Below are 26,673 nucleotides of genomic sequence, written 5' to 3' on the forward strand. Positions count from 1 at the left end.
ACACCTCCTCCCTTCGCGGGGAGGGGGCGGGGTGGGTTGCGGCCGGCGCGTCTTTCCTTTCGTTCCGCGCCGTCCGGGCCCGCCCCCAATTTCCGCCATCGGTCGGGAGCTGTCGGAATAATCCTCCCTGTTGCGCAGCGATGGGGAGGGGGACCATGCGAAGCATGGTGGAGGGGCCGGCGGCCTGACACGATCGCTTGAAGCATCGGCCCCTCCATCGCCTTCGGCGGTCCCCCTCCCCACGGCTTCGCCGCAGGGAGGATTAAGAAGTCCGCTCCCCACCCCAACCCCGTCCCTCCACCGGCCGTCTTGGCCAACAGGGATTGCACCGCCGCGCCGCCCCGCTATGCCGCGATCTTCACTTAGGAGATCCCGATGACCTTGCCCCGCACCCTGTCTTTCCTCGCCGCCTTGGCGCTCGCCGCCCCCGCCGCGGCGCAGGGCGAGCCGCCGGCGCAGCAGGTGACCACCGCCTGGCTCAACCGCCAGTCGGCCGCGCTCGCCGAGCGCCATGCGGGCAATGGCTGGAACGTCATGGCCAGCGGGCTGCGCTGGCGCCGCATCGCGGGTACCGGCGCGGGGCCGCGGCCGGGCGCGGAGGATGCGGTCACCGTCCATTATGTCGGGACCTTCGTCGACGGGTCGGAGTTCGACAGTTCGGTCGCGCGCGGCGAGCCTGCCACCTTTCCGCTGAACCGCGTGATCCAGGGCTGGACCGAGGGCGTCCAATATATGGCGGTCGGCGACAAGGTCGAATTCGCCATCCCCTACGACCTTGGCTATGGCATCGCCGGCCGCGGCCCGATCCCCGGCGGCGCGACCCTGCTCTTCACCGTCGAACTGCTGTCGATCGGGGGGAAATGACGATGGATTTCTCGCGCCTCGACACCTCTAGCAAGATCGGCGACGGCTGGGTCCATCCCGCGACCCCGGCGCTCCGCACCGGTCACCTGCCGGTCGACAGCGACCCCGACCACCGCCTCTATTGGGAGGAATATGGCAATCCCGCGGGCGAGCCAGTGATGTTCCTTCACGGCGGGCCGGGCGGCGCCTGTTCGCCCGAAATGGCGCGCTTCTTCGACCCCGCACGCTACCGCGTGATCCTGTTCGACCAGCGCGGCTGCGGCAAGAGCGAGCCCACCGTCGCCTCGGCGGGTCCCGCGGTCGCGCTCGCCAAGAACACCACCGCCGACCTGATCGGCGATATCGAGAAGGTCCGCGACGCGCTCGGCATCACGGGCAGGATGCACGTCTTCGGCGGGAGCTGGGGCAGCACGCTCGCCATGGCCTATGCCATCGAACATCCGGGCCATTGCGCCAGCCTGATCCTGCGCGGCATCTTCCTCGGCGCGGCCGAGGATCTCGACTATCTCTACCAGGGCAACGCCGCGACCTGGCATCAGGCGCCCTATGCGCTTACCGCGCCCGGCGCGTATATCAGTTACCCCGAGGAATGGGGCGAGTTGCTTGCGGTGCTGACGGTCGAGGAGCGCAGCGACGTCATGGCGGCGTACAAGCGCATCTTCGACATGGTGCCGACGAGCGACGCCGAGCGCGAGAAGCAGCTTCACGCGGCGATCGTCTGGTCCTTGTGGGAAGGCGTGATCTCGAACATGATCCCCGAATCGGCGGCGACGGGCAAGTTCGGCGACGCCGACTTCGCGCTCTGCTTTGCGCAGATCGAGGCGCATTATTTCGCGAACAATCTGTTCATCGAACCCGGCCACCTGCTCGGCAGCGCCGATATCCTCGCGAAAATCCCAGTGCATATCGTCCACGGCCGCTTCGATCAGGTCTGCCCGTTGACGCAGGCCTCGCGGCTGGTCGCCGCGCTGAAGGGTGCTGGCGCCGAGCCCGCCTCTTATGTGGTGACCAACGCCGGGCACAGCGCGATGGAGCGCGAAAATGCCCTCGCGCTGACCGCGATCATGGACGGGCTGCCAAAGCTCACCGGCTGATGGCCGTCCGCTACCAGCACGTCGGCATCGCCGGATCGGGCCGCGTCGCGCGCGCCATGGCGCTGGCGCTCGCGCCGCGTTCGGCCGGGCCGGTGCTGCTGTGGGGGCGGTCGGCCGGCCATATGCAGGACGCCGCGAGCGCCGTCGGCGCCGCGGCTGCCGACTCGATCGAAGGCTTGGTTTCCAGCTGCGACCTCATCGTCATTGCGGTCGCGGATACGGCGCTCGCCGCGGTGGCGGCCCAGCTCGCCGAAGCCCTCGCGCCGGGCACCGAACCCTTCGTCTGCCACGTCAGCGGCGGCAGCGGCGCGGCGATCCTCGCGCCGTTCGCCGACCGCGGCGCTTTGACCGCGGCGGTGCATCCCGGGATGACCTTCACCGGCGATCCCGAACAGGAAGCCCTTCGTATGGCCGGCGCCCGCTTCGCGATCACCGCGCCCGACAGCGAAGCCCTCGCCGAAGCCCGCACCCTCGTCGCCCTCCTCGGCGGCATCGCGGTCGAGATCGCCGAGGATCGCCGCGCGCTCTATCACGCCGCGCTGTCGCACGCCGCGAATCATCTGGTCACGCTGATGAGCGGCGCGTCGCACGCGCTCCGCGCCGCGGGGGCCGACGAGCCAGAAGCCTTGCTCGCCCCGCTCGTCCGCGCGGCGCTCGAAAACAGCCTCGAACATGGCTTCGACGCGCTGTCCGGCCCCCTGCTGCGCGGCGACACCGGCACGATCCGCACCCATCTCGCAGCGATCGCGCACGACTGCCCCGACCTGCTCCCCGCCTATCGCGCGATGGCGCTGGCGACGCTGGACGAATTGGCGCTCGCAGGGAAGAATCCGTCGCCCGACTTGCGGACGATCCTCAACGGCTGAGGCTCAGCGCCGCCGGTAGCGGAAATACCAGACCTCATGCCCCAAGGTGCGCGCCTTGGCTTCGTAGCGCGTCTCGGGCCAGCCCGCGGGGCGGGTCAGGAAGTCCTTCGCCTCTTGCGCCAGCCACTCATACTGGTGCCGGTGGCGCCGCATCACCATCAGCGCATGTTCGAGATAGACCGGATGGTCGGTGCCGAAGCGGAACTCGCCGCCGGGCTTCAGCTTGGCCGCGATCAGGTCGAGCGGCCCGTCGTTCATCATCCGGCGCTTCGCATGGCGCGCCTTGGGCCAGGGGTCGGGATGGAGCAGATAGGCAAAGGAGAGCGCCCCATCTGGAATGCGGCGGAGCACCTCCAGCGCGTCGCCATGATGGATGCGCACATTGCCAAGCGGCAGGCTCGCGCCATGGTCGCCCGCGACACGGACCAGCGCCTGCGCGACGCCGTTGATGAAGGGCTCGGCGCCGATGAAGCCATGGTCGGGCAGCATGTCGGCGCGCCCCGCCATATGCTCGCCGCCGCCGAAGCCGATCTCGAAATGCATCGGCCGCTCCTCGCCGAATAGCCGCGCCGCGGTGACGTCGCCGTCGGCGGGCACCGCGATCTGCGGCAACAGCGTATCGACCAGATCCTGCTGGCCGGCGCGCAGCGGTTTGCCTTTGGAGCGGCCGTAGAGGCGGTTGATCGTTGTCGGATCGCCGGGCTTGTAAGCAGTCATGTCGCGCGCGTTAGCGCGGCGGGGCGGCGTGCGGAAGGCCTTTATGGCCGTCCGGACGCGGTTGCGGGTCGCGGGGGCCAAGTCGCCACCGCCGTGACCATGCGCTTCGCCTCCGCCATGTCGAGCACACGCTGCGGCGAGGGCAGGCGGTTTTGCGCGGGCATGATCGTCGCCTGGTGCGCGGTCAGGAAATTGACCGAATGATAGCGCATACGCCCGCTGCCCTGCGGCTGGACGAGGAAGGCCTTGCCGTTGTCGCCGCTCGCCAGCAGGTAGCGGTCGCGCGCGCCATCGGGGCGATAGACCGCAAAATTGCCGCGCACGACGCGCTCGAGGCACCAGAGCTTGGCCTCGATCCGCGCCGCGGGGCTCTTCACGCCCGCGGTCAGCGCGGCATCGGCGAGCATCGAACCCGCCGCTTCGGGCGCCTTGGCCAGCTTCGGCTTGCAGTCGGCGACCGGCACCGCCGCGGCCGCGCTGCCCTGCGGCAGCGTCAGCTCGGCGATCACGCCCTCCATCCAGTCGGCCATGTCGGGCGGGGTCAGCGTTGCGCTGTTGGCGCGGAGTTTCACATACCAGTCGCCGACCTCGAACAGCGCGACGCCGGTGCTCTTGATGCCCTCGACCTCGGTCGGCGCATAGACCGCCTTCAATCCGCTCGCCGCGCTCTGCCCCGGCGGGGTGAAGGCGCGCGGCGGCACCGCGAGCATCGGATTCTTGAGGTCGGCGCGCAGCAGGATCGCGCGCTGGGCCTGCGCGAACCAAAGGGGTACCGCGCCGTTGGTGTCGCGAAAGATGGAGAGCGTCAGCGACTGGCGCCCGTCCTCCGACGCGAAATTCTGGCTGATCTCGAGCTCGGGCGCGGCGAAGCTCGTCGCGCGCACGCGCGGCAGCTCGTCGAGCGTCGAGGGAACGACGATTCCGCTATGCGTATGCGTCCAGGGCTTGCCCGGCTTCACCGGCAATTTGTCCTGCGCGGCGGCGGGCGACATTGCCGCCACGACCGACGCGAGCAAGAAAATCACAAGATGCCAGCCGCTTGCCATCATGCATCCTTCGACCCGAGCGCTAGCTGTCAGATCGGTGCCGCGATGGCAAGCGCTGCCAAAAGCTTCAGGCCAGCGCGGCCTTGAGCTTGTCGACCAGGTCGGTGCGCTCCCAGGGGAAGGCGTCGCCGGTGGCCTGGCGGCCGAAATGGCCATAGGCCGCGGTCTGCTTGTAGATCGCCTTGTTAAGGCCGAGGTGGGTGCGGATGCCCTTGGGCGTCAGGCGCACGAGCTGCGGGATCGCGGCTTCGAGCGCCGCCTCGCTCACACCCTCGGCCGCGGTGCCGTGCAGGTCGACATAGATCGACAGCGGCTCGGCGACGCCGATCGCATAGCTGAGCTGGATCGTGCAGCGGCGCGCGAGGCCCGCGGCAACGATGTTCTTCGCGAGATAGCGGGTGATGTACGCCGCCGACCGGTCGACCTTGGTCGGGTCCTTGCCGCTGAACGCGCCGCCGCCGTGCGGGCTGGCGCCGCCATAGGTGTCGACGATGATCTTGCGGCCGGTGACGCCCGCGTCGCCGTCGGGCCCGCCGATCTCGAAGCGGCCCGTGGGATTGATGTGATAGACTGTGTTCGCGGTCAGCAGCTCGGCGGGCAGCACGTCGGCGATCACGCCGAGGACGTACTTGCGCAGCTCCTGATACTTGGCTTCGTCGCCTTCGCCATTGTGCCAATAATAGCCAGGCGCATGCTGGGTCGACACGACGATCGCGGTCGCCTCGACCGGGCGCTCGTTGGCGTAGCGCAGCGTGACCTGGCTCTTGGTGTCGGGCTCGAGGAAGGGCGCGGTGCCCGCCTTGCGGTCGGCGGCCATGCGCTCGAGGATCTTGTGGCTGTAGTCGAGCGTCGCGGGCATCAGGTCGGGGGTCTCGTCCGACGCATAGCCGAACATGATGCCCTGGTCGCCCGCGCCCTCGTCCTTGTCGCCGCTCTCGTCGACGCCCTGCGCGATATGCGCCGACTGCGCGTGGAGGTTGTTCTCGAAGCGGAAGGTCTCCCAGTGGAAACCGTCCTGCTCGTAACCGATCTCGCGCACCGTGTTGCGGACGGTGGTTTCGATTTCCTCGAGCGCGCCCGGCGCCCACTCGTCATTCTCGAACACGCCCTTGCAGCGGATTTCGCCCGCGAGCACGACGAGCTGGGTCGTGGTCAGCGTTTCGCACGCGACGCGCGCCTCGGGATCCTTCGACAGGAACAGGTCGACGATCGAATCGCTGATCTGGTCCGCGACCTTGTCGGGATGGCCTTCGGACACGCTTTCGGAGGTGAAGAGGAAGCTGTTGCGCATGGGAGCCTTCTTGGAACGAATATAAAGGAAGCTTTATGTGTGGCGGGTGCTGTTAACGCCCGCGCCGCCGAAAGGCAATGGCCGCCGCGAGCAGCAGCAGCGCAAAACCGACGGGCAGCACATTGCCATGGCGCGCGAAGAGCGTTGGCGCGTGCGCGGGCGGCACGACGGTGTCGATCCGTCCCGGCTGGTGCATCGGAACCGAATCGAGGATGCGCCCGTCGGCGTCGATCACCGCGCTGATCCCGGTGGGGGTCGAACGGATCACCGGCAACCCCTCCTCGATCGCGCGCAGCCGCGCCTGCGCCAGATGCTGCGGCGGTCCCCACGACCCGAACCAGGCGTCGTTCGACGGGTTGAAGATGAAATCGGGGCGATGCGCGCGGTCGACGACCTGCCCCGAAAAGATGATCTCGTAACAGACCTGCAGCCCCGCCTTGCCGAAACGGCCGAGGTCGAGCGTCTTCGGCCCCGGTCCGGGCCAGAAATCGATGTCGCCTGGGGCAAGGCGCGAAAGTCCGATCGCCGACAATATCGGCCGCATCGGCAGATATTCGCCATAAGGGACGAGGTGCGCCTTGTCGTAACGCGGGCCGAGGCTGCCGTCGGCGTGCACCGTCAGCACCGCGTTGCGCGCGCCGATGGCGTCGCCGGTCTTGTCGAACTCGAGCTTCAGCCCGCCGAGCAGCATCAGGTCGCCCGGGTTCATCAGCGCCACAAGCCGCGCGCGCGCCTCCGCGGGCGAGCGGTCGTAATAGACGAAGGGATAGCCGGTCTCGAGATAGTCCGGGATCGCCGCCTCGGGCCACAGGATCAGCCGCGGGGTGGCGTCCTTGGCCGCGGTCAGCCGCGCGAGCTTGGCGAAATTGGCGTCGGCCTTGGCGCCGACCCATTTGTCCTGCTGGCCGACATTGGGCTGGACGACGGTGATGGGGACGGGTGGGGCTGTTTGGATAACCGTTTTGGTTGCCATCTCCAAAAGCGACTGCGGTGTAAGCCAAAGCGCCATCGCAAATGACCAAGTCAATACCGTAGCAATATTACTGCTGTTGAACTTTGGATGCGAAGACTGTCTCACGTAAATCCAAAGCCGGAATGCGACGCCAAGGTTGAGCAGCAAAAGTCCCGACGCCCCGTATGTTCCGATCCATCGGATCAAAGCGGGCCCGTGAAAGTCCCGCAATATGATGACCGTCAACGGATTCCACGCAAACCCCGTGAACACCCAGCTGCGCAGCCATTCGGTCAGCGTCCACAGCGCGGCGAAGGCGAGGATGAAGGAGAGCGAAATCCTCCCCGGAACGGGGACGGGGACCGGCGAAGCCGGTGGAGGGGGCTCGCGGCTTTCCGCAGCGTCGGCCGAAGGACGCGGGTCCCCTCCGTTAGCGCTGCGCGCTGCCACCTCCCCGTTCCGGGGAGGATTTTTCTGAACGAACCACCACCCCCCCCACGCCGCCAGCGCCGGATAGACCGCCAGGTACAGCGCCAGCAGCACCACCGCGATCCACCCGAGCCACGCGGGCATCGCCGCCTGATAGGTGAAGGCGGTCGCGATCCAGTTCAGCCCGATCGTGAAATGCCCGACCCCGAAGGCCCAGCCGATGCCGAGCGCGCGCCAGCCCTTCGGAGCGCGCGCCACCAGCGCCATCCACGCCGCGAGCGCGACCAGCGTCAGCGGCCACAGGTGGAGCGGCGCAAAACCCGTCGCCGACACGGCGCCGAGCAGCAGGGCGAGAAGCTTGGGCCAGCGGTCGGCGAAAGCGGCGATGCGGGAGGAGAGCGCGGTCACGCGCGCTCTATTAGCCGCACGGCTGCGCGCCCACTAGAGCATATATTTCATCCGGATCGCCTGCTCACTGTCGCCCGTCACCGCAAAGCTCGCCGATTTGAAGCTCGGCGCGCCCACCGTGATCGTCGGGTTGCGCGAGAAGCCGAAGCCTTCGCGGGGCAGGAAGATCGCGAGGTCCATCTTGTTGTTGCTGTTCTCGTCGTGGACGACCGCGATCGCATAGGTGCCGTTCGCGGGCGCCGCGACCCTGAAATGCGCGGCGTCGACCGCCTTCACCGCCATCTTCACCGACGCCTTGTCCTTGCTGCAGTCGGGAAAGGCCTTGGCATTGGTCGTCAGGCAGACGAGCACCTGGCCATTCATGTTGCGCAGCCCGGAGATGCTGACGTCGATGCTAGGCCTGCCGGATTCAGGAGGGGGGGCGCTCGCCGCGGTCAGCGACAGCAAAGCTGCCAAGCCCCAGATCGGTGCCGCACGCCTTGTCCCAGAAACGGAAATAAAGCCCATAATTCCCCCGATAGGCGGCGTGATGCTGCTGATGGTGCGTCGCGGTTATCAGCCAGCGCCCTGCCGGTCCATGAACAAGCGCGCGCGGGAACATCTCCCACCCCATATGATTTCCGACCCCCATCACCGTCATGATCGTCAGCACCAGCCCGAGCACCGCGACATGGATCGGGATCAGAAACACCAGCGCCGGGATCACCACCGCGCCGGTGATCGCCTCGACCGGGTGGAAGCTCATCGCCGCCCAGGCCGTCGGCGGGCGGCTGTCGTGATGCACCGCATGCGCGATGCGGAACCACTTCGGCCGGTGCATCCACCGATGCGTCCAGTAGAACCATGTGTCGTGGATCAGCAGGTAGGCGAGCAGGCTCACCGGCAGATACCAGCGCGGAAAGGCGCCGACATCGGCGTAGATTCGCGTCCAGCCATGCGCCTGCCACCCCCAGGCGACGACGCCCGCGGGGATGCCGTAGATCGCCGCGCTCGCCAGGCTCCAGCCGATCTCGCGCTTCATCTGCGGCTCCAGCCCGCGATAGAGGCCGGGATGCTTGATCCGCGTTGCGAGCGCGAAGCCGCCGCTGCTGATCAGATAGCGCACCCCGACGATCGCGGTCATCGCCAGCGCCGACAGCAGGATTGCGAGCGTCGTCGTCATGCCGGCGCACTCGCCATGCCGTCACCCAGACTGCGCTGCATATAGACGGTGTCGAGCCAGCGCCCGTGCTTCCATCCCATGCCCGCAAGCCGCCCGGCGTGGGTAAAGCCGCACGCGGCGTGAAGCGCGACCGAGGCGGGCTCGGCGCCGCCGATCACCGCGACCATCGTGCGAAAACCGCTCGCTTCGGCGGCGACCAGCAGCGCGCCCAGCAACGCGCGCCCGACCCCGCGCCCCTGCGCGGCGGGTGCGACATAGATGCTGTCCTCGCACGCCCAGGCATAGGCGGCGCGCGGGCGGAACTGGCTGGCATAGGCATAGCCGAGCAGCGCGCCATCGGCATCGCGCGCCGCGAGGAAGGGCCAGCCCCTGGCAATATAATCGGCGATCATCGCCTCGGTCGCGGCGATGCTGCGCGGCTCGGTGTCGTAGCTCGCGGTGCCGTGCGCGACATGATGCGCATAGATCGCGGCGATCGCGGCCGCGTCGTCGGTCGTGGCGGGCTGGATGCGCGGGTCGGCCATGGATTCGCGATAGCGCGTACACGCCATGGCGCAATCGCTTTGCGCCCGGCAGCAAGCGCGGCTAGGGCGGGAGGATGACCAGCCGCTCCTCCTCGTGCGACATCGCCATCGTCGGCGGCGGACTCGCGGGCGGGCTCGCGGCGCTGGCGCTCGCGACGAAGCGGCCCGACCTCGACATACGGCTGGTCGAGCCCGAGGCGATCGGCGGCAATCATATCTGGTCCTTCTTCGACAGCGACATCGCCGCGCAGGACCGTTGGCTCGTCGCGCCGCTCGTCCGCCACCATTGGCACGGCTACGACGTGCGCTTCCCGCACCACGCGCGCACCCTGCGCATGGGCTACAAGAGCATCACCGGCGAGGCACTGGCCGAGGCGGTGGCCGCGGCGCTGCCCAAGGGGCGCATCGTCGCCGACCGCGCCAAGCACGTCGCGGCGGACCATATCCTATTCGGCCGCGGCGGGCGGCTCGATGCGAAGCATGTCATCGACGCGCGCGGGGCGGGCAATCTGTCGGCGCTCACCTGCGGCTGGCAGAAATTCGTCGGCCAGGCGCTGACCGTGAAGGGCGGCCACGGGCTCGCGCACCCGGTGGTGATGGACGCGCGCGTCGCACAGCTCGACGGCTATCGTTTCATCTATCTGCTGCCGCTCGACGAAGCGACGATCTTCGTCGAGGACACCTATTACAGCGACAGTCCCGATCTCGACGCCGACCTGGTCCGCGAACGCATCGGCGCCTATGCCGCGTGGCGCGAGTGGGAGGTCACCGGCGTGTCGCGCGAGGAAACGGGGGTGCTGCCGGTTGTGATCGCGGGCGACTTCGACCGTTTCTGGCCCGCGGGCGACAAGGTCGGACGGATCGGCACGCGCGCCGGCGCCTTCCACGCGACCACCGGCTATTCCTTGCCCGATGCGGTGCGCACCGCGGTCGCGCTGCCCGGGCTGGTCGATCGCGCCGATCTGCCCGCAAAGCTGCGCGCTCGCGCGGCGCGTGGCTGGCGGCGCCAGCGTTTCTACCGCCTGCTCGACACGATGCTGTTTCGCGCCGCCGAGCCCGCCGAGCGCGTGCGCATCTTCGAGCGTTTCTATCGCCTGTCGCCGCGGCTGATCGCGCGCTTCTACGCCGGGCAGTCGACAAGCGGCGACAAGCTCCGTCTCCTGTCGGGCAAGCCGCCCGTTCCCATCGGGCGCGCGCTGGGCGCGGTGCGAAATCTGGACTGGAAATAATGAAAAAAGCCATCGTCATCGGCGCCGGTTTCGGCGGCCTCGCGCTCGCGATCCGGCTGCAGTCGGCGGGGGTCGCGACGACGATCGTCGAGGCGCGCGACAAGCCCGGCGGGCGCGCCTATCATTGGAAACAGGACGGCTTCACCTTCGACGCCGGGCCGACCGTGATCACCGATCCGCCGTGCCTGCACGAGCTGTGGGCCTTGAGCGGGCACGACATGGCGGCCGACGTCGATCTGATGCCGGTCATGCCATTCTATCGCCTGAACTGGCCCGACGGCACGAATTTCGACTATTCGAACGACGCGGCCGCGCTCGCCGCCGAGATCGCCAGGCTCAACCCCGCCGACGTTGCGGGATATGAGAAATTCCTGACCTATTCGAAGGGCGTCTACGAACAGGGCTATGTAAAACTCGGTTCGGTGGCCTTCCTCGACTTCGCCTCGATGATCAAGGCGGCCCCGGCGCTGATGAAATATCAGGCGTGGCGCAGCGTATATTCGATCGTTTGCTCTTATGTGCAGGACGAAAGGCTACGGCAGGCCTTGTCCTTCCATACGCTGCTGGTGGGCGGCAATCCGATGACGACCAGCAGCATCTATGCGCTGATCCACACGATCGAGAAGGACGGCGGTGTGTGGTTCGCGCGCGGCGGCACCAATGCGCTGGTCGCCGGCATGGTGCGGTTGTTCGAGCGGCTCGGCGGCACGCTACGGCTCGGCGACCCGGTGACGAAAATCGAAACGCAGGGCGACCGCGCGACCGGCGTGACGACCGCGAGCGGCTGGCACGCCGCCGCCGATATGGTCGCGTGCAACGGCGACCTGATGCACAGCTACCGCGACCTGCTCGGTCACAAGCGCGGGCCCAAGGTCGCGAAGAGCCTCGCGCGCAAGCGCTGGTCGCCGTCGCTGTTCGTCGTGCATTTAGGGGTCAAAGGCGACTATCCCGATATCGCGCACCACAGCATCCTCTTCGGTCCCCGCTACAAGGGCTTGCTCGACGACATCTACAAGAACGGCGTCGTGCCGGGCGACTTCTCGCTCTATCTTCACCATCCCAGCATCACCGACCCGGGTATGGCGCCACCCGGCCATGCCAGCTTCTACGCGCTCGCCCCGGTCGCGCATCTCGGCAAGGCACAGGCCGACTGGGACGGAGATTTCGGACGCCAGTTCGCCGACGCGATCCTCGACGAGGTCGAGGCGCGCGTTTTGCCCGGTCTCCGCGACAATCTCGTCACCAGCTTCCACTACACTCCGGCCGATTTCGGCCGCGACCTGTCGGCGCATCTGGGCAGCGCGTTCAGCCTCGAACCCGTGCTCTGGCAAAGCGCATATTTCCGCGCCCACAACCGCGATGATGTTATCGACAATCTCTATTTTGTGGGAGCGGGCACGCATCCGGGCGCAGGCATCCCGGGCGTTGTCGGAAGCGCGAAAGCGACGGCTGCGCTTATGCTCGAATCCCAAACCCGTTCGCCCTGAGCTTGTCGAAGGGCCGTTCTTCCTTCAAAGCCGCAGGAAGAAGTACAGGGCTTCGACAAGCTCAGCCCGAACGGAATTTTTGAAAGCACCCACGCGATGAAACGCCTCGCCGTCTATTGTGGCTCCGCCACCCCCGCCGACCCGATCTACATCGACACCGCGCGCCATGTCGGGCGCACCCTCGCCGAAAAGGGCATCGGCGTCGTCTACGGCGGCGGGCGGCTCGGGCTGATGGGCGCGGTCGCCGACAGCGCGCTCGAAGCCGGCGGCGAAGTCATTGGCGTGATCCCCGACGCGCTCGTCGGCAGCGAGGTCGCGCACCGCGGCTGCACCGAACTCCACGTCGTGTCGGGCATGCACGAGCGCAAGCGCATGTTCACCGACCTCAGCGACGGCTTCCTCACCATCCCCGGCGGCGTCGGCACGATGGACGAACTCTGGGAAGCGATCAGCTGGGCGCAGCTCGGCTATCACGCCAAGCCCGTCGGGCTGCTCAACGCCGCGGGTTTCTACAACGACCTGATCGCCTTCAACCAGCATATGATTTCGGTCGGCTTCATCCGTCCCGCGCACGCCGGGATCATGGTCGTCGATGCCAGCCTCGAGCCCTTGCTCGGCAAGATGGCGGCGTATCAGCCGCACGCGCCGATCTTCGCGATGAAGGCCGACGACCTCTAGATGGAGCGCGCGGGGGGCTATGACGCGCACGACCTGCACGGCTTCGCGCACGACAGCATCGCGCAGGGCTCGAAAAGCTTCGCACTCGCCAGCCGGTTGTTCGACCGCGAAACGCGCGAGCGCGTGTGGCTGCTCTACGCCTGGTGCCGCGCCGCCGACGATCTGACCGATGGGCAGGATCATGGCGGCGCGATGACCGCGGGCCATGACGCCAGGGCCGCGGTCGCGCGCATCCGCGAGCTCACCGACCGGGCCTATAAGGGCGAGCCGACGGGCGAGTCCGCCTTCGACGCCTTGGGTTACCTGCTCACCGAAGTCGCCATCCCGCGCGCGGTGATCGACGACATCGTCGCGGGTTTCGAGCTCGACGCTGCCGACTGGCGTCCGCGCAGCGAGGCCGACCTGCTGCGCTATTGCTATCATGTCGCGGGCGCGGTCGGGGTGGCGATGGCGCTGGTGATGGGCATCGACCCCAAGGACGAGACGACGCTCGACCGCGCCTGCGACCTCGGCATCGCCTTCCAGCTTGCCAATATCGCGCGCGACGTGGCCGAGGATGCCGCCGCCGACCGCTGTTACCTGCCCGTCGAATGGATGGTCGAACTCGACATCCCGCCCGGCCAGCACATGCACCCCGCCTTTCGCCCGCGGCTTTCGATCATGGCCAAATGGCTCTCCGAAATGGCCGAGGAATATGAGGCGTCGGCGCGCTGGGGCGCACGCAAATTGCCCCCGCGCAGCCGCTGGGCGGTACTCGCCGCCGCGGGCATCTATGGCGACATCGCGCGCGAGGTGCGGGCGCGCGGCGACCATGCGTGGGACCACCGCGCGGGCACCTCGCTCGTCGCCAAGCTCGGCTGGGTCGCGCGCGCCGGCTGGTCGGTGCTGCGCCGCCCGCCGCAGCGGCGGATCGACCGCGACGGCCTGTGGACGCGGCCGCGGAGCGGCACCGCGGCATGAGCGAATGGGAATGGGTGGCGGTCGTGCTCGGCCTGCTCAACGTAGCGCTCGTCGTCGCGCGCAGCGTCTGGAACTATCCCTTCGGGCTCGCAATGGTCTGCATCTACGCGCTGATCTTCTATGAGACGCGGCTCTACAGCGACGCGCTGCTCCAGCTCTTTTTCTTCGTCGTGCAGATCTACGGCTGGATCGCGTGGCGCGCGGCGAGCGCGGCGGCGCAAGTGCCGGTGCGTTGGATGGCGCCCAAAAGCCGCGCCCTCTGGGCCGCGGGGATCGTCGCGGCGTGGCTGGTGTGGAGCGCGGGCATGGCGCGCTTTACCGACGCCGCCGCGCCGTGGGTCGACGGCGCCATAGCGATGATGAGCGTCGCGGCGCAAATATTGATGGCGCGCCGGATGGTCGAAAATTGGTGGCTGTGGATCGGGGTCGACCTGCTCGCCATCCCGCTTTTCGCCTCGCGCGGGCTGGTGCTGACAGCGGGGCTCTATGCCCTGTTTCTGCTGATGTCGCTCGTCGGCCTGATCCAGTGGCGCCGGGCGGCAGCGGATGGAAAGGCGGCGGCATGACCACGGGTTTCCTGCTGGGAAAATTCCTGCCGCTTCACGCCGGGCACCAGCTGCTCATCGAAACCGCGCGCGCGATGGTCGACCGGCTGACGATCCTCGTCTGCTGGTTGCCCAATGACCCGATCCCGGGCGAAAAGCGGCTCGCTTGGGTCCGGGCGCTTTATCCCGACTGCGAGGTGATCGGCCACGGCGCGGTGGTGCCGCAGGAGCCCGCCGAGGATCCCGGTTTCTGGGCGATCTGGACCGATATCGTGCGCGTGGCGCACCCCGCACCGATCGACCTCGTCTTCGCTTCCGAGCCCTATGGCGAGGAACTCGCCGCGCGGGTCGGTGCGCGCTTCGTACCCGTCGATATCGACCGCACCGCCATCCCCGTCTCGGGCACCGGGGTGCGGGGCGATCCCGCCACCGAATGGCGCTGGCTCGCCGAGCCGGTGCGCGCCCACTTCCGCCGCCGTATCGTACTCCACGGCCCCGAAAGCGTCGGCAAATCGACGCTCGGCACGCGGCTCGCGCGCCATTTCGATACCGTGCTGATGCCCGAATATGGCCGCACCTATTGCGAGGTCTTCGGTACCGCGCTCGACGCCGAGGATTTGCTGCGCATCTTCGTGGGCCATGTCGCGATGGACGCCGCGCTGCGCCGCCACGCCGGGCTGCTGATGATCGCCGATACCGACCCGCTGATGACGCAGGCGTGGGCGATCATGCTGCTCGGCGCGCGCCTGCCCGAAATCGACGCGTGGGACGATCTCGCCGATCTTTACCTCGTCCCCGCGCTCGACCTGCCGTGGTGCGACGACGGCACGCGGCTGTTCGGCAGCGACCTTGCGCGGCGCCAGTTCATGGACGCCGCCATCACCGAGCTCGACCGGCGCGGCGCACGCTGGGCGTGGGTCGAGGGCGAAGGCGAGGCGCGCGTCCAGAGCGCGCTCGCAACGATTCAGGCGGCGGGGCTCGGCGCGTAACGGTCGCGCAGCTCGCGCTTCAGCACCTTGCCGATCGGACTGCGCGGCAGTTCGTCCACCACCGTGACCGCGCTCAGCCGCTGGGTCTTGCCGACCTTCGCGTTGCAGTCGGCCCGCACGCTCTCCGCATCGGCGCCATCTTTCAGCACCACGAAGGCGACCGGCGTCTCGCCCCATTCCTCGCTCGGCATGCCGACCACCGCCGCCTCGACGACGCGGTCGTCGGCGAGCAAAATGCCTTCGAGGTCGCTCGGAAAGATGTTGAACCCGCCCGAGATGATCATGTCCTTCGCGCGGTCCATCAGCGTCAGGAAGCCGTCCTCGTCGATCCGCCCGATGTCGCCGTGGCGATAGAAAAGGCGGCCGTCGGCGTCGTACCAGTGCATCGCCTTGGTCGCGTCGGGGCGGTTGTTGTATCCGGTCATCATTGCGGGGCTGCTGCCGACGACTTCGCCGACCGATCCCTGCGGCAGCTCGTTGCCCTCTTCGTCGATCACCTTCGCGATATGGCCCGGCGCCGGGCGGCCGACGGTGTGGAGCTTGTCGGGGAATTGATGCGCCTCGAGGATGAACGCTGCACCGCCCTCGGTCATGCCATAGATTTCGACGAGCCCGCCCGGCCAGCGGTTGAGCACGTCGGCTTTGAGCGACGCGGCGAAAGGCGCCGAGGTGCAATATTTCATGACGAAGCTTGTGAGGTCGAAGCTGTCGAAATCCTTGAGCGCCATGATCCGCCGATATTGCACCGGCACCAGCATCGTGTTGGTCGCGCGCTCGCGCTCGGCGAGCTCCAGGAATCCGCGCGCGTCGAATTTCTTCATCAGCACGACCTGCCCGCCCGACCCCACGGTCGGCATGAAGCTCGCCATCGTCGTGTTCGAATAGAGCGGGGTCGAGAGGATCGTCACCGCATTCGGGCCATAGGCGGGCGCGCCGCGGACGATATGCTGCCAGCGCATCGCATGGCTGTGGACGATGCCCTTGGGCGTGCCCGTCGTCCCCGACGAATAGATGATGTTGAAGCCGTCGCCGGGCAGGATATCGACCGGCGCCGGCTTCGCGCCCGCCAGCGACAGCCAGGCATCGAGCGGGGTGCCGACGTCGCTGCCGTCCATCGCGATGCGGTCGCTCGCGGTGACGATCTGCCCCTCCAGGCTCGCCGACGCCGCGGCGTCGAGGAACAAATGCCGCGCGCCGGTGTCGGCGATCATCGCCGCCATCTGCTCGCCCGTCGCGCTGTTGGTGATCAGCCCCGCGACCCCGCCCGCGCGCAGCGTGCCGAGGATGGTCGCCATCTGCTCGACGCTGTTGAGCCCCGCGATCGCGGTGCTGTCGCCCTTGGCAAAACCGTCCTGCTGCAACCGCGCGGCGATGCGATCGACCAATGCGTCCAGTTCGGACCAGCTCAGCCGCCGCGCGGGATCGGCCGCGGCTATGGCGTCGGGACGCTCGGCGGCGTGGGTGCGGATCAGGTCGGGCAGGGTGGCGAAGTCGCCGGCTAGCAGGTCGGAAGCGGTCATGGACGATTCGTTAGCACAGCGGGCGTAGCGTGCAACGCATCGAAGGGACCGGCCGCAAAGGAGTGGGGCAAAGGGTGCGTTGAGTGGGTAGGGCGATGGAGCCAATCGACGCCCGTGCCGCGACCGGGGCCCTGCCGCTCGTCGGCATCAGACACGCGCTGGCGGAGCGGAGCATCCGTCTGGCCGACGCGCTCGCCGCCGCTGGCTTCCGCACCGTCGAGCTGCCGCCGATCGCAGGCGCGGCGCGGCTGTGGCGCGAGACCGGCTTCGACCTGTTCGCGATCGATCCCTTTCACGACGGCTCCGACCCCGCCGCGATCGTCACGCTGGCACGCGGGATTGCCGAGCGGCGGCCGCTGCTGGTGCTGACCGATCGTGACCGCCGCGCCGACCGCCTGCTCGCGCTCGCGGCGGGGGCCGACGATGCGGTCGGCTGGGCCGCCGACCCGGCGGAGGTCGTCGCGCGGATCGCGGCGCTGCTGCGGCGCAGCCGCATGGCGAAGGGGCAACTCGGGGAGGGCGAGCTGCGCATCGACCTGATCGACCGCCGTGTCGAGCGCGCGGGGCAGCTCATCGCGATGCCGCTGCGCGAATTCGACCTGCTCGCCAACCTCGCACGCATCCCCGACCGCCCGGTGTCGCGCGCCGCTTTGCTCAAGGCGGTGTGGCGGATCGACTTCGACCCCGGCACCAACCGCGTCGAGGTGCATATGTCGCGGCTGCGCGCCAAGGTCGACCGCGGTTTCGCCTGGCCGATGCTACGCACGGTCAAGGGGCAGGGCTATGCGCTGCGCTCGCGGCCGGAGGGCGCGGGGTGAGGGGGAAGGCGGCGGTTTTGGGGTGAGCTGCCCTTAAGATCCTCCCCTTGGCGCAGCCATGGGGAGGGGGACCGCCGCGAAGCGGTGGTGGAGGGGTCTGGCCTTGCGCTGACCTTTGACGGCGTCGAACCCCTCCGTCAGCCCTGCGGGCTGCCACCTCCCCATCGCTGCGCGTGGGGAGGATCTGAGCGCCCGTGCCCTCCCCCAATCTTGCCCCGCCATTTCACATATCCTGCCCTTCTCCCGCCCTCGCTTGACCAAAAGTTTCAGCTTGCTACTGACTTCGGACATAAAGAAACCAATGACCCCTGTTGGAGAGAAGCCCCGATGCATCCGTCCGTCCACGCGCGCACCCATCCCGACAAGCCCGCGATCATCGTCGCCGAAACGGGGGAGGCGATCAGCTATGGCGATCTCGACGCCGCATCGAATCAGGTCGCACAGCTGTTCCGCGCGCACGGGCTTGGCCATGACGATGTCGTCGCCTTCATGCTCGACAACACCCCGCATTATTACGGCCTCACCTGGGGCGCACAGCGCGCGGGGCTGCGCTATGTGTGCATCTCGTCGCGGCTGACGCAGGACGAGACCGACTATATTCTCGAAAATTCGGGCGCGACGCTGCTCGTCGTCTCGGCGAGCCTCGCCGACGCCGCGCAGGCGCTGACCACGACGATCGAACGCTTCGCGATGGGCGGCACCATCGCGGGCTATGGCAATTGGGAGGATGTCGTCGCCGCGATGCCCGCCACCCCGGTCGCCGACGAGCGCGCAGGGGTCGACATGCTCTATTCGTCGGGCACCACCGGGCGGCCCAAGGGGGTGCGCGTCCCGCTGCCCGAGGATCCGGCGATCGACGCGACCAACAGCCTCGTGATGCTCGCCTCGGCGGTCTTCCAGATCGACGCGAACAGCGTCTATCTCTCGCCCGCGCCGCTCTATCACGCCGCGCCTTTGCGCTGGTCGATGACGATCCACCGCCTCGGCGGCACCGTCGTGCTGATGAAGAAATTCGATCCCGAGGCCGCGCTCGCGCATATCGAAAAGTATCGCGTGAATTCCAGCCAGTGGGTGCCGACGCATTTCGTGCGCATGCTCAAGCTGCCCGAAGACGTCCGCGCGCGCTACGACGTCTCGTCGATGAAGGTCGCGATCCACGCCGCCGCGCCGTGCCCGGTCCCGGTCAAGCAGGCGATGATCGACTGGTGGGGGCCGGTGCTCTTCGAATATTATGCCGGCTCCGAAGGCAATGGCATGACTTTCATCTCCAGCGCCGACTGGCTGACCCACAAGGGCAGCGTCGGCCGCCCGATCCTCGGCACCGTGCACATCATGGGCGAGGACAACGAGACCGAGCTCGGGCCGAATGAGGAAGGCACGGTCTTTTTCGAAAGCGAGAATGTCTTCGAATATCATGGCGACGACGAAAAGACCGCGTCGAGCCGCAATTCGAAGGGCTGGTCGACATTGGGCGACGTCGGCAAGCTCGACGATGAGGGTTTCCTCTATCTCACCGACCGCAAGAGCTTCATGATCATCACCGGCGGGGTGAACGTCTATCCGCAGGAGATCGAGAATCATCTCGTCACCCACCCCGCGGTCGCCGACGTCGCGGTCGTCGGCGGCCCGCACGACGATTTCGGCGAGGAAGTGATCGCGGTGATCCAGCCCGCGAACATGGCCGATGCCGGCGACGCGCTGCGCGACGAACTCATTGCTTATGCGCGCGAAAAACTGTCGGGCGTAAAAATCCCCCGCCGCATCGATTTCATGGAAGCGCTGCCGCGCCACGACACCGGCAAGCTATACAAGCGCCTGCTCCGCGACCAATATTGGGCGCGGACGAATTGACCGCGCGAGTCGGCGGCGGACCGACGAACCGCCGCCCCAAATTGGAGGCAGGCATATGAACAAGGCGATGATGACGGCGGCGATCGCGCTGGCCGTGGGACTGGCGGGCTGCGGCAAAAAGGAAACGCCGCCGCCCACCGAAACCGCCGCCGCCGATACGGCCGCGACCCCGGGCACGCCCGCTCCGGCTGCTGCTCCGGCGCAGACGCCGATCCCGATCGATCCGGCGAAACCCAACGCCTGCGACAAGCTGACCGACGTCAAGCTGGCGGCGACCATCGATACGGCGACCAAGACGCTCAAGATCAGCGGCACCGCCAACGCCCCGGTCGCGGGCTATGCGACCGCGCTGCAGGCCGGGCCGCTCGACAGGATGAACCCGCCGAACCAGGTCGTGCTGCTGCGCGCCAACGCCCCCGACGGCGCGACGCCGCAGGTGGTGACGCCGGTGACGCTCAGCCTCGACATTCCGAACGCGCTGCCTGCGTACAAGTCGGTGCGCATCGCCTGTCCGAACGCGCCCGACATCGAACTCAAGGTCGGCTGATCAGGGAGGTCCGGGGTGAACGACCGCGTCGAATTTTTCTTTGACCTGTCCTCGCCCTGGACCTGTCTCGCTTTCCACAATCTGCCCGCGGTGCTGGAACAGGCCGGGGCAAGCGCGCGCTACCGCCCGATCCTCGTCGGCGGGGTGTTCAACGCGGTCAATCCCGCGGTCTATGCAGCGCGCGAACAGGCCGACAACCGGCGGCTGCTGCACAGCTGGAAGGTGCTCAAGGACTGGGCGGCGCTCGCGGGCGTGCCGATGAACTTCCCGTCGCAGTGGCATCCGGCGAAGAGCATCGCCGCGATGCGCTTCTGCTGCGCGCTCGAGGACGACCAGGCGGCGCTCGTCAGTTTTGCGCGCGGCGCCTTCGCCAGCTATTTCGACCGGCAGGAAAATCTCGACGATCCCGCGGTGCTGGCGGCGGTCGCCGATGCGGAGGGGCTCGACGGCGCCGCGCTCGCGGTCGCCGCGGGCAGCGACCCGGTCAAGGCGCGGCTGCGCGCCAATACCGAGGAGTTTATCGCGCGCGGCGGCTACGGATCTCCGTCCATTTTCGTCGACCGCGACGACATGTATTTCGGAAACGACCAACTGCCGCTCGTCGCAGCGGCGCTCGCAAGGAACGCTGCATGAAAGACCGCATCTCCATCACCATGCTGGAAAACGGCATCGCCGACGTCCGGCTGATCCGCACCGACAAGATGAACGCGCTCGACGCGGCGATGTGGGCGGCGCTGGCGGAGGCGATCGACCAATTGAAAGCCACTGCGGGGCTGCGCGTAGTCGTGCTGTCGGGCGAGGGGCGCGCCTTCTGCGCCGGGCTCGACCTGTCGAGCCTCAGCGCCGACCGCGACCCGGGCGCGAGCAGCGCGGGCGGCACCCTCTCCGACCGCACGCGCGGGGTGTCGAACAACGCCCAATATGCGGCGTGGGGCTGGCGCGAGCTGCCGGTGCCGGTGATCGCGGCGGTGCACGGCGTCGCCTTCGGCGCGGGCAGCCAGATCATGGCGGCCGCCGACATCCGTATCGTCCACCCCGACACGCGCATCGCGATCATGGAGATGCGCTGGGGCCTCGTTCCCGATGTCGCGGGCATGGCGCTGTGGCGCACGCAGGTCGCCGACGACGTGCTGCGCGAGATGATCTATACCAACCGCGAATTCAATGGCTCGGAGGCGAAGCTGCTCGGCTTCGCGACGCATGTCTCGGACGATCCGCTGGCCCGCGCGATGGAACTCGCCGAGACGATCGCGAACAAGAACCCCCACGCGATCCGCGGCGCCAAGCGCCTCTGCAACATGCTCACCGACGCGAGCGATGCCGAAATCCTGCAGGCCGAGAGCGACGAGCAGGTCAAGGTGATCCGCACCCCCAACCAGATCGAGGCGGTGATGGCGGGGATGGAAAAGCGCGCGCCGAAGTTCGTGGACTAAAGATCCTCCCCATCGCGAAGCGTTGGGGAGGGGGACCGCCGCGAAGCGGTGGTGGAGGGGTTTAGACGGCAGTGATACTACCCCTCCGTCAGCGCTTCGCGCTGCCACCTCCCCATCGCTTCGCGTGGGGAGGATCTGGTCAGAGCAACCCCAGAAACCGCACCGCATTGTCCCAGTCGGCCTGCTTCTTCTCGCGCGCCGTAATCGCCAGATCGTCGGCACCCCAGCGGCGCTCCTGATAGAGCTCGTCGAGGCTCACCGCCTGCCACAAAGCACCGGCGTCATGCGCGCCCTCGATCAGCGCCAGCCCCGCGACCAGCGACCCGCCGATCGTCGTCAGCGGCGTCAGCGCGGTCAGCCGCCACGCGTCGAGCGTCAGCACTGCGCCGCGCAAGGCCGCGACGGTCGCGGGCGGCTGGTCGATCGGCAGAATCCCCTGCGTAATCGCAAATTCGACCCCGTAACGCGCCTCGGCCCACGCCAGCAGCGGGTTCCACAGCGCCGCCTGCTCGCCCATCAGCACGGCGTCGCGATCCTCGCGATAACAGAAGAGCTCGCTCGTCGCATAAGCCGCCACCGGTTCGGCAAAAGCCGCAAGGTCGGGCGCCGCAATATCGATCGCGGCATTGCTCAACCCCGTCATCGGCATCGCCGCAGGGTCGATCTTCTCACCGACCGCGGCCCATTCACCCGCGATCGCTTCGGCCAGCGCGGGGCTCGCCACCGCCAGCGGCGCTCGCTGCGGCGTGCGCACGGGGCGCCCGTCGAGCGCGATGCCCCACCCGCCGTCCTCGGGGACGACGGCGACCTCAGTCCAGAAACGCTTCATAAATCGCGCGGCGAACGCCAGCGCCGCGCGAGCAGCATCGGGAAGACCGCGAAGTCGAAGGCCCCGATCAGCACCAGCCCGACGCCGATATAACGGTCGGTCGGCTGCCCCGCGAGCTCCCAGCGCCCGGCGATCAGGATGAAACCCGCCATCAGGAAGGCGATCCCCATCACGCGCATCAGGTTGATCGCAAAAAAGCGCTTCCTCGCCAGCGCCTCGTTGGTCGGGTTCATCCTCTGCCTCCCAATTGCTCCATCAGATGCGCGAGCGCGCCATGGCCCTGCGCCTTCAGCCCCTCGATCACCCGCGCGCGTTCGTCCGCGGGTTTGTTCTGCGACAATTTCAGCGTCGGGCGCCACGCGCTGATCGCCAGTTCGAACCCGATGATCGCATCGGCCATCTTGCCGAAGATCGCCGCGCTCATCTTGGCGCGTGTCCACGGCGGATCGATGCCCGCGCGCGTTTCATGGCTTTCCGACAGCGCGTCGAGCTGTCCGACGAGTTCCTCGCGGTCGAGCTTGCGGACACGGCCTTCCATCTCGACCGCGACATAATTCCACGTCGGCACCTGGTCGGCCGCCGTGTACCAGCTCGCGCTGACATAGGCGTCGGGGCCCTGCACCACCGCGATCGCCTGCGCGCCGCCCAGATGCTTCGTCAGCCCGTTGCCGCGCGACAGGTGGAATTGCAGCGTGCGCGCGTCCGCGCCGAGCACCACCGGCGCGTGCGCGACGCGCGGCCCGTCGGGGGTGCTCGCGAAGATCGCCGCAAAACCGATCTCGCGCACCAGCAGCGCGGCGAGGTCGGCATCCTTGGGCCGAAAGGACGGATCGGGGTGCATCAGCGCGGCTTGGCGGGCCGCGCCGGATGTTTTTTCGCGGACGGCTTCCTGCCCGCCGGCTTGGCCGGCGCCGGCTTGCCGGGCTTGCCCGCCTTGGGCTTGGGTTTCGGCTTGCCGACGAAGTCGGTCGGCTTGCTGTCGGCCGTGCGTCCGCGCCGCTCGCCGCGCCGCGCCTTGCGGATCTGCTTGCTGTGCGCCTTCGCCTGCGCCTTCAGCGCCGATTTCGGCGGCGGACCCTTTTCCTGCCCATCGGTCCCGACCTCGCCGAGCAGCGGGTCGAACCCCAGCGCGTCGAGGCTCGCGGCAAAATGCTCGGGCACGTCGGCGCTGATATCGATCGCGCCGCCGTCGGGGTGGTCGATGCGCAAGCGGCGGCTGTGCAGATGCATCTTGCGGCTGATCGTCCCGGTCAGGAACGCGCCCTTGCCGCCATATTTGCCGTCGCCGACGATCGGATGGCCGATCGCCGCCATATGCACGCGCAGCTGGTGCGTGCGCCCGGTCAGCGGCTGCAGCTCGACCCACGCCGCGCTGTTGCCCGCGCGCTCGATCACGCGGTAGCGCGTCTTCGACGGCAGGCCCTTGTCGTCGACATGCATCTTCTCGCCGCCCGATCCGGGCTGTTTGGCGAGCGGCAGGTCGATCTCGCCCTGCTGGATGTCGGGCACGCCGACGATCAGCGCCCAATAGGTCTTCTTGGCGCTGCGGTTCGAAAAGCTTTTGGCGAAATAGGCCGCGGCGCGCGGGGTGCGCGCGATCAGCAGCGCGCCCGACGTGTCCTTGTCGAGCCGGTGGACGAGCTTGGGCCGCACCGGCCCGTCGAATTTCAGCGCGTCAAGCAGCCCGTCGACGTGGCTCTCGGTCTTGGTCCCGCCTTGGGTGGCGAGCCCCGGCAGCTTGTTGAGCACGATCGCGCTGGCGTCGCGGTGGATCACCATCCCCGTCGCGAGCGCGACATCGGCGTCGGTCAGCGGCCGCCCCTTGCGCGCCGGCCGCGCCTCGGCCTCGACCGGCGGGGTCGGCATCACGAGCTTCTGCCCCGTCGCGATGCGGTCGGAGACATCGGCCTTCTTGCCGTCGAGCGTCAGCTGCCCCGACCGCGCCCAGCGCGCGAGCAGCGCATGCGGCGTGCCCTCGCGGTGGCGCTTGAACCAGCGGTCGAGCCTGATGCCATCATCCTCCTCGGCGATCGTCGCCCCATCCATTTTGGCAGCGTCCATTTTCGCTTTCTCGCTCATGCCGGCACCTGCCGCATCAAAAGCAGGCCGATGCCGCAGGCGGCGATTGCGCCGGCCACGGACGCCGCGACATAAACAAAGGCCTGCGCCGACTGCCCGCGCTCGAACAAAGTCCAGAATTCCATGCTAAACGCCGAAAAGGTGGTGAAACCGCCGAGCACGCCGACCCCGAAAAACAGCCGCGCCGCCTCGCCGCCGCCGCTGCGCGCGAGCCAGCCGACCAGCAGGCCCATCGCCAGGCTACCCACGATATTGATCGACAGCGTCCACCAGGGGAAGCCGGGGCCGAGCCGCGCGAGCATCGCGCCGCCGACGAGGTGCCGCGCGCCGGCGCCGAGCGCGCCGCCGATCATCACAGGGAAAAGGCCGTTCATCCGCCCGCCCTAGCCGCAAATGCGCGGCGCGAAAAGCAAGAGCGGTCGAAAACCGCTCTAATGGTCAGCGAGGACCGCCGCCGAACGGACATGCGCCGCGCGCCAGTCGGCGGGGCGCGCGAAATCGCCCGCCCAGATCCCGCGCCGCGCGCGCTCGGCTTCGCCCTCTTCGGACAGCAGCGCATCGTCGGTCGCGACCGCCCAGCCCAGCCGGACCATCTCGCCCGCCAGGTCGACGCCTTCGGGTTCGGCCCGCGTGCGGCACGCCGCGAGCGTGCGGCCATATTTGTCCTTCGCCGCGAAGCTGCAGAAGAGCGGCCCGTGCTCCGCGAGCCCCACCAGCGCCGTCCGCGCCGCCTGCCCGCACGCCCAGCCGCTGCCGTCGGGGCGCGTGCAGCGCTGACGATATTCGACCGCGTCGAGGCCGCTCAGCCGGATCTTGCGCACTGCGCCGCCCTGTCGCACCGACAGGCTGTCGCCGTCGATCACCTGCACCAGCGGCACCGCCTCGGCCGGCGCCGGCCGCGCCAGCCACAGTGCCGCGGCCATCGCCGCGAGCAGCAGCAGCGCCCCGAGCGAGCGGAGCCGCCGCCGCCAGCGCAGCCGGGTCGACAGGGAAGGGCGCGGCGCCATGGCGCCGACCATCGGCGGGCGGCGTCAGGCTGGCAAGCGCGAAAGGGGATTGACGGCGAGAACAAACCATGTCCAAAATGGAGGCAAATTCCATCCCTACCGTCCGGTCGAACGTTGGCCTCTTGGCATCAATGTCCGGATCGGCGGCAGTTTGGAACGAACAAAACGTGAATATCGCCATTCTGACGGCATAAAGACGCCAGGGTGGCGCGGCGGCGAGGAAAGGGCGGCACGATGGACCAGTTGATCGATACGAACCTGCGGACCGGAGCTTTACCGACGCCGCGCTTCGATGCAGCCGCGCCGTGGCAGGCCGCCACGGGTGCCGGCGAACGCACGGCGTCGGTCCTGTTCACGGGCCCGCGCGCGATCGGTGCCGAGCTGGCGCGCGCCGGCCGTGCCCGCGTGATCGACCAGGTCGCGCCGGCGCGCGTCGCGGCGCATCTGCGCAACATGACGCTGCCCGACATCGTCTGGCTGTTCGACGCCGAAACGATCGAGGAGGCGAGCTTCGCCGACATCTGCGACGCGGTCGCCGCGATGGAATGCGGCCTTGTCTGCGAAACCTCGCTCGGCGCGCTTGACCGCGTCGCCGCTTTGGTTCCCGAGACGATCCGCACCGAATGGCTGGTCGACCCCGATCCCGCCGACCGCATCGTCGCGCTCGCGTCGGCATCGTGCGCGCTGGGGCATGTCGTCCACGACGCCGCGCGCGACGAGACGATGGAGCGCATCGACCGGCTGCAGGACGAGGTCGCGCGCATCTCGCGGCTGCTCGGCGATCTCGCGGGCCAGCGCGCGCTGCCGGGGACGCCGACCGCCTATGCGCCGCCGGGCGAGAGCGGCGTCGATGGCATGGGCCAGGTCCGCTCGCCGATCCGCGATTTTTCGTCGGCGCCGCGCAGTTTCGAGCCCGAGGAACGCACGATCCAGCGCCTGCGTGCCAAGGCGGTGCGGCGGATGCTGCGCCAGCGGCGGATGCGCGAACAATATTTCCCCGCCGACCTCTTCGCCGATCCCGCATGGGACATGCTGCTCGATCTTTATGCCGCGCGGCTCGAACGCCAGCCGGTTTCGGTCTCCAGCCTGTGCATCGCCGCCGCGGTCCCCGCGACGACGGCGCTGCGCTGGATCAAGACGATGACCGATGCCGGGCTTTTCCTGCGCGAGGCCGACCCGCACGACGGCCGCCGCATCTTCATCGGCCTCGCCGAATCGGCGCACGACGCGATGGGCCGCTATTTCGAGGCGCTCGAGGAATAGGCGCCGAGGGTCCTGCGACCCGAAAGCTTGCCCCCGCCACGAAGCTGTGGCAGGGGCGCGCTTCTCCGCATATGGCGACATCGCG

Annotated in this window: 30 protein-coding genes; 16 read left to right on the plus strand and 14 right to left on the minus strand. The window is 68.3% G+C overall.

Annotation, left to right across the window (positions count from 1 at the left end):
* Positions 1-375: 375 nt before the first annotated feature.
* Genes BWQ93_RS18285 through BWQ93_RS18295 form a run of 3 tightly spaced genes read left to right on the plus strand, consistent with a single transcriptional unit; the run spans position 376 to position 2,824 of the window.
* Positions 376-864 carry an FKBP-type peptidyl-prolyl cis-trans isomerase gene (locus BWQ93_RS18285; protein WP_077031733.1) on the plus strand — a complete coding sequence of 163 codons (489 nt, stop codon included), beginning with the start codon at positions 376-378 and terminating at the stop codon, positions 862-864.
* Positions 861-1,958 (plus strand): prolyl aminopeptidase, encoded by a 1,098-nt coding sequence (gene pip, locus BWQ93_RS18290; protein ID WP_232314661.1) that lies wholly within the window; start codon positions 861-863, stop codon positions 1,956-1,958. Before BWQ93_RS18285 ends, pip begins: the two co-directional genes overlap by 4 nt.
* Positions 1,958-2,824 (plus strand): Rossmann-like and DUF2520 domain-containing protein, encoded by an 867-nt coding sequence (locus BWQ93_RS18295; RefSeq protein ID WP_077031735.1) that lies wholly within the window; start codon positions 1,958-1,960, stop codon positions 2,822-2,824. The genes pip and BWQ93_RS18295 overlap by 1 nt, the downstream gene beginning before the upstream one ends.
* Positions 2,825-2,827: 3 nt before the next feature.
* On the opposite strand, the gene trmB is transcribed toward BWQ93_RS18295, so the two are convergent.
* The 7 genes from trmB to BWQ93_RS18330 form a co-directional block, all read right to left on the minus strand.
* Complete coding sequence (trmB, locus tag BWQ93_RS18300) at positions 2,828-3,541, minus strand: tRNA (guanine(46)-N(7))-methyltransferase TrmB (protein ID WP_077031736.1); 714 nt, start codon at positions 3,539-3,541, stop codon at positions 2,828-2,830.
* A gap of 41 nt (positions 3,542-3,582) precedes the next feature.
* A complete protein-coding gene (locus BWQ93_RS18305; RefSeq protein WP_156878288.1) occupies positions 3,583-4,566 on the minus strand; it encodes a hypothetical protein in 984 nt (327 codons plus the stop codon).
* An 88-nt stretch (positions 4,567-4,654) separates the two neighbouring features.
* Positions 4,655-5,878 (minus strand): methionine adenosyltransferase, encoded by a 1,224-nt coding sequence (gene metK / locus BWQ93_RS18310; RefSeq protein ID WP_077031738.1) that lies wholly within the window; start codon positions 5,876-5,878, stop codon positions 4,655-4,657.
* 52 nt (positions 5,879-5,930) lie between these two features.
* Entirely contained in the window at positions 5,931-7,667 is a 1,737-nt protein-coding gene (gene lnt / locus BWQ93_RS18315) for an apolipoprotein N-acyltransferase (protein ID WP_077031739.1), read from the minus strand.
* Between the two features lie 33 nt (positions 7,668-7,700).
* Positions 7,701-8,123: a DUF2141 domain-containing protein gene (locus BWQ93_RS18320; RefSeq protein WP_232314662.1), complete on the minus strand. Its 423-nt coding sequence runs from the start codon at positions 8,121-8,123 to the stop codon at positions 7,701-7,703.
* On the minus strand, positions 8,077-8,829 hold the full coding sequence (locus BWQ93_RS18325; RefSeq protein ID WP_077031741.1) for a sterol desaturase family protein: 753 nt from the start codon (positions 8,827-8,829) through the stop codon (positions 8,077-8,079). The genes BWQ93_RS18320 and BWQ93_RS18325 overlap by 47 nt, the downstream gene beginning before the upstream one ends.
* Positions 8,826-9,353, minus strand: a complete 528-nt coding sequence (locus tag BWQ93_RS18330; RefSeq protein WP_077031742.1) for a GNAT family N-acetyltransferase — start codon at positions 9,351-9,353, stop codon at positions 8,826-8,828. Before BWQ93_RS18330 ends, BWQ93_RS18325 begins: the two co-directional genes overlap by 4 nt.
* A 74-nt stretch (positions 9,354-9,427) precedes the next feature.
* Between BWQ93_RS18330 and crtY the strand changes: the two genes are divergently transcribed.
* From crtY to BWQ93_RS18360, 6 genes are all read left to right on the plus strand, one after another.
* Complete coding sequence (gene crtY, locus BWQ93_RS18335) at positions 9,428-10,582, plus strand: lycopene beta-cyclase CrtY (RefSeq protein ID WP_077031743.1); 1,155 nt, start codon at positions 9,428-9,430, stop codon at positions 10,580-10,582.
* Positions 10,579-12,069 (plus strand): phytoene desaturase, encoded by a 1,491-nt coding sequence (locus tag BWQ93_RS18340; protein ID WP_077032532.1) that lies wholly within the window; start codon positions 10,579-10,581, stop codon positions 12,067-12,069. Before crtY ends, BWQ93_RS18340 begins: the two co-directional genes overlap by 4 nt.
* Positions 12,070-12,165: 96 nt before the next feature.
* Positions 12,166-12,747, plus strand: a complete 582-nt coding sequence (locus tag BWQ93_RS18345; protein ID WP_077031744.1) for a TIGR00730 family Rossman fold protein — start codon at positions 12,166-12,168, stop codon at positions 12,745-12,747.
* Positions 12,748-13,707 (plus strand): phytoene/squalene synthase family protein, encoded by a 960-nt coding sequence (locus BWQ93_RS18350; protein WP_077031745.1) that lies wholly within the window; start codon positions 12,748-12,750, stop codon positions 13,705-13,707.
* Complete coding sequence (gene pnuC, locus BWQ93_RS18355) at positions 13,704-14,273, plus strand: nicotinamide riboside transporter PnuC (RefSeq protein ID WP_077032533.1); 570 nt, start codon at positions 13,704-13,706, stop codon at positions 14,271-14,273. Before BWQ93_RS18350 ends, pnuC begins: the two co-directional genes overlap by 4 nt.
* The gene (locus BWQ93_RS18360; protein ID WP_077032534.1) at positions 14,270-15,241 is read left to right on the plus strand and encodes an AAA family ATPase; all 972 of its coding nucleotides are present in this window, start codon (positions 14,270-14,272) and stop codon (positions 15,239-15,241) included. The genes pnuC and BWQ93_RS18360 overlap by 4 nt, the downstream gene beginning before the upstream one ends.
* Here the strand turns inward: BWQ93_RS18360 and BWQ93_RS18365 are convergent.
* On the minus strand, positions 15,217-16,761 hold the full coding sequence (locus BWQ93_RS18365) for a class I adenylate-forming enzyme family protein (protein ID WP_077031746.1): 1,545 nt from the start codon (positions 16,759-16,761) through the stop codon (positions 15,217-15,219). The two genes, BWQ93_RS18360 and BWQ93_RS18365, sit on opposite strands and share 25 nt — an antisense overlap.
* A gap of 95 nt (positions 16,762-16,856) precedes the next feature.
* Between BWQ93_RS18365 and BWQ93_RS18370 the strand changes: the two genes are divergently transcribed.
* From BWQ93_RS18370 to BWQ93_RS18390, 5 genes are all read left to right on the plus strand, one after another.
* The gene (locus BWQ93_RS18370) at positions 16,857-17,579 is read left to right on the plus strand and encodes a winged helix-turn-helix domain-containing protein (RefSeq protein ID WP_083721034.1); all 723 of its coding nucleotides are present in this window, start codon (positions 16,857-16,859) and stop codon (positions 17,577-17,579) included.
* A 327-nt stretch (positions 17,580-17,906) separates the two neighbouring features.
* Positions 17,907-19,430, plus strand: coding sequence for an acyl-CoA synthetase (locus tag BWQ93_RS18375; protein ID WP_077031747.1), 1,524 nt, complete (start codon positions 17,907-17,909; stop codon positions 19,428-19,430).
* Positions 19,431-19,485: 55 nt separating this feature from the next.
* A complete protein-coding gene (locus BWQ93_RS18380) occupies positions 19,486-19,977 on the plus strand; it encodes a hypothetical protein (RefSeq protein WP_077031748.1) in 492 nt (163 codons plus the stop codon).
* 15 nt (positions 19,978-19,992) lie between these two features.
* Positions 19,993-20,610, plus strand: a complete 618-nt coding sequence (locus tag BWQ93_RS18385) for a 2-hydroxychromene-2-carboxylate isomerase (protein WP_077031749.1) — start codon at positions 19,993-19,995, stop codon at positions 20,608-20,610.
* On the plus strand, positions 20,607-21,410 hold the full coding sequence (locus tag BWQ93_RS18390) for a crotonase/enoyl-CoA hydratase family protein (protein ID WP_077031750.1): 804 nt from the start codon (positions 20,607-20,609) through the stop codon (positions 21,408-21,410). Before BWQ93_RS18385 ends, BWQ93_RS18390 begins: the two co-directional genes overlap by 4 nt.
* Before the next feature lie 139 nt (positions 21,411-21,549).
* On the opposite strand, the gene BWQ93_RS18395 is transcribed toward BWQ93_RS18390, so the two are convergent.
* The 6 genes from BWQ93_RS18395 to BWQ93_RS18420 are packed head-to-tail and all read right to left on the minus strand — an operon-like array spanning position 21,550 to position 25,325.
* Complete coding sequence (locus BWQ93_RS18395; protein ID WP_077031751.1) at positions 21,550-22,239, minus strand: ATP12 family chaperone protein; 690 nt, start codon at positions 22,237-22,239, stop codon at positions 21,550-21,552.
* The gene (locus BWQ93_RS18400) at positions 22,236-22,472 is read right to left on the minus strand and encodes a hypothetical protein (protein ID WP_077031752.1); all 237 of its coding nucleotides are present in this window, start codon (positions 22,470-22,472) and stop codon (positions 22,236-22,238) included. Before BWQ93_RS18400 ends, BWQ93_RS18395 begins: the two co-directional genes overlap by 4 nt.
* Complete coding sequence (locus tag BWQ93_RS18405; protein ID WP_077031753.1) at positions 22,469-23,080, minus strand: FMN-binding negative transcriptional regulator; 612 nt, start codon at positions 23,078-23,080, stop codon at positions 22,469-22,471. The genes BWQ93_RS18400 and BWQ93_RS18405 overlap by 4 nt, the downstream gene beginning before the upstream one ends.
* Complete coding sequence (locus tag BWQ93_RS18410) at positions 23,080-24,300, minus strand: RluA family pseudouridine synthase (RefSeq protein ID WP_077032536.1); 1,221 nt, start codon at positions 24,298-24,300, stop codon at positions 23,080-23,082. Before BWQ93_RS18410 ends, BWQ93_RS18405 begins: the two co-directional genes overlap by 1 nt.
* 14 nt (positions 24,301-24,314) lie before the next feature.
* Positions 24,315-24,692 (minus strand): CrcB family protein, encoded by a 378-nt coding sequence (locus tag BWQ93_RS18415; RefSeq protein WP_077031754.1) that lies wholly within the window; start codon positions 24,690-24,692, stop codon positions 24,315-24,317.
* Positions 24,693-24,749: 57 nt separating this feature from the next.
* Positions 24,750-25,325 (minus strand): thermonuclease family protein, encoded by a 576-nt coding sequence (locus BWQ93_RS18420; protein ID WP_198040421.1) that lies wholly within the window; start codon positions 25,323-25,325, stop codon positions 24,750-24,752.
* On the opposite strand from BWQ93_RS18420, the gene BWQ93_RS20950 reads away from it, so the two are divergent.
* Positions 25,324-25,572, plus strand: coding sequence for a hypothetical protein (locus BWQ93_RS20950; protein ID WP_156878289.1), 249 nt, complete (start codon positions 25,324-25,326; stop codon positions 25,570-25,572). The genes BWQ93_RS18420 and BWQ93_RS20950 overlap by 2 nt on opposite strands.
* The gene (locus tag BWQ93_RS18425; protein WP_198040422.1) at positions 25,560-26,588 is read left to right on the plus strand and encodes a MarR family transcriptional regulator; all 1,029 of its coding nucleotides are present in this window, start codon (positions 25,560-25,562) and stop codon (positions 26,586-26,588) included. Before BWQ93_RS20950 ends, BWQ93_RS18425 begins: the two co-directional genes overlap by 13 nt.
* The last annotated feature ends 85 nt before the right edge of the window (positions 26,589-26,673 follow it).

This window comes from Sphingopyxis sp. QXT-31, from assembly GCF_001984035.1.
Taxonomy (GTDB): Bacteria; Pseudomonadota; Alphaproteobacteria; order Sphingomonadales; family Sphingomonadaceae; genus Sphingopyxis.

Coding starts and splice junctions, on each gene's coding strand:
- trmB (WP_077031736.1), bottom strand. CDS start 3,541: ATGACTGCTTACAAGCCCGGCGATCCGACAACGATCAACCGCCTCTAC.
- BWQ93_RS18360 (WP_077032534.1), top strand. CDS start 14,270: ATGACCACGGGTTTCCTGCTGGGAAAATTCCTGCCGCTTCACGCCGGG.
- BWQ93_RS18395 (WP_077031751.1), bottom strand. CDS start 22,239: ATGAAGCGTTTCTGGACTGAGGTCGCCGTCGTCCCCGAGGACGGCGGG.
- crtY (WP_077031743.1), top strand. CDS start 9,428: ATGACCAGCCGCTCCTCCTCGTGCGACATCGCCATCGTCGGCGGCGGA.
- BWQ93_RS18325 (WP_077031741.1), bottom strand. CDS start 8,829: ATGACGACGACGCTCGCAATCCTGCTGTCGGCGCTGGCGATGACCGCG.
- BWQ93_RS18375 (WP_077031747.1), top strand. CDS start 17,907: ATGCATCCGTCCGTCCACGCGCGCACCCATCCCGACAAGCCCGCGATC.
- BWQ93_RS18405 (WP_077031753.1), bottom strand. CDS start 23,080: ATGCACCCCGATCCGTCCTTTCGGCCCAAGGATGCCGACCTCGCCGCG.
- BWQ93_RS18365 (WP_077031746.1), bottom strand. CDS start 16,761: ATGACCGCTTCCGACCTGCTAGCCGGCGACTTCGCCACCCTGCCCGAC.
- BWQ93_RS18330 (WP_077031742.1), bottom strand. CDS start 9,353: ATGGCCGACCCGCGCATCCAGCCCGCCACGACCGACGACGCGGCCGCG.
- pnuC (WP_077032533.1), top strand. CDS start 13,704: ATGAGCGAATGGGAATGGGTGGCGGTCGTGCTCGGCCTGCTCAACGTA.
- BWQ93_RS18370 (WP_083721034.1), top strand. CDS start 16,857: ATGGAGCCAATCGACGCCCGTGCCGCGACCGGGGCCCTGCCGCTCGTC.
- BWQ93_RS18380 (WP_077031748.1), top strand. CDS start 19,486: ATGAACAAGGCGATGATGACGGCGGCGATCGCGCTGGCCGTGGGACTG.
- metK (WP_077031738.1), bottom strand. CDS start 5,878: ATGCGCAACAGCTTCCTCTTCACCTCCGAAAGCGTGTCCGAAGGCCAT.
- BWQ93_RS18425 (WP_198040422.1), top strand. CDS start 25,560: ATGGACCAGTTGATCGATACGAACCTGCGGACCGGAGCTTTACCGACG.
- pip (WP_232314661.1), top strand. CDS start 861: ATGACGATGGATTTCTCGCGCCTCGACACCTCTAGCAAGATCGGCGAC.
- BWQ93_RS18420 (WP_198040421.1), bottom strand. CDS start 25,325: ATGGCGCCGCGCCCTTCCCTGTCGACCCGGCTGCGCTGGCGGCGGCGG.
- BWQ93_RS18295 (WP_077031735.1), top strand. CDS start 1,958: ATGGCCGTCCGCTACCAGCACGTCGGCATCGCCGGATCGGGCCGCGTC.
- BWQ93_RS18350 (WP_077031745.1), top strand. CDS start 12,748: ATGGAGCGCGCGGGGGGCTATGACGCGCACGACCTGCACGGCTTCGCG.
- BWQ93_RS18415 (WP_077031754.1), bottom strand. CDS start 24,692: ATGAACGGCCTTTTCCCTGTGATGATCGGCGGCGCGCTCGGCGCCGGC.
- BWQ93_RS18285 (WP_077031733.1), top strand. CDS start 376: ATGACCTTGCCCCGCACCCTGTCTTTCCTCGCCGCCTTGGCGCTCGCC.
- BWQ93_RS20950 (WP_156878289.1), top strand. CDS start 25,324: ATGGCGCCGACCATCGGCGGGCGGCGTCAGGCTGGCAAGCGCGAAAGG.
- BWQ93_RS18345 (WP_077031744.1), top strand. CDS start 12,166: ATGAAACGCCTCGCCGTCTATTGTGGCTCCGCCACCCCCGCCGACCCG.
- BWQ93_RS18410 (WP_077032536.1), bottom strand. CDS start 24,300: ATGGACGCTGCCAAAATGGATGGGGCGACGATCGCCGAGGAGGATGAT.
- BWQ93_RS18400 (WP_077031752.1), bottom strand. CDS start 22,472: ATGAACCCGACCAACGAGGCGCTGGCGAGGAAGCGCTTTTTTGCGATC.
- BWQ93_RS18390 (WP_077031750.1), top strand. CDS start 20,607: ATGAAAGACCGCATCTCCATCACCATGCTGGAAAACGGCATCGCCGAC.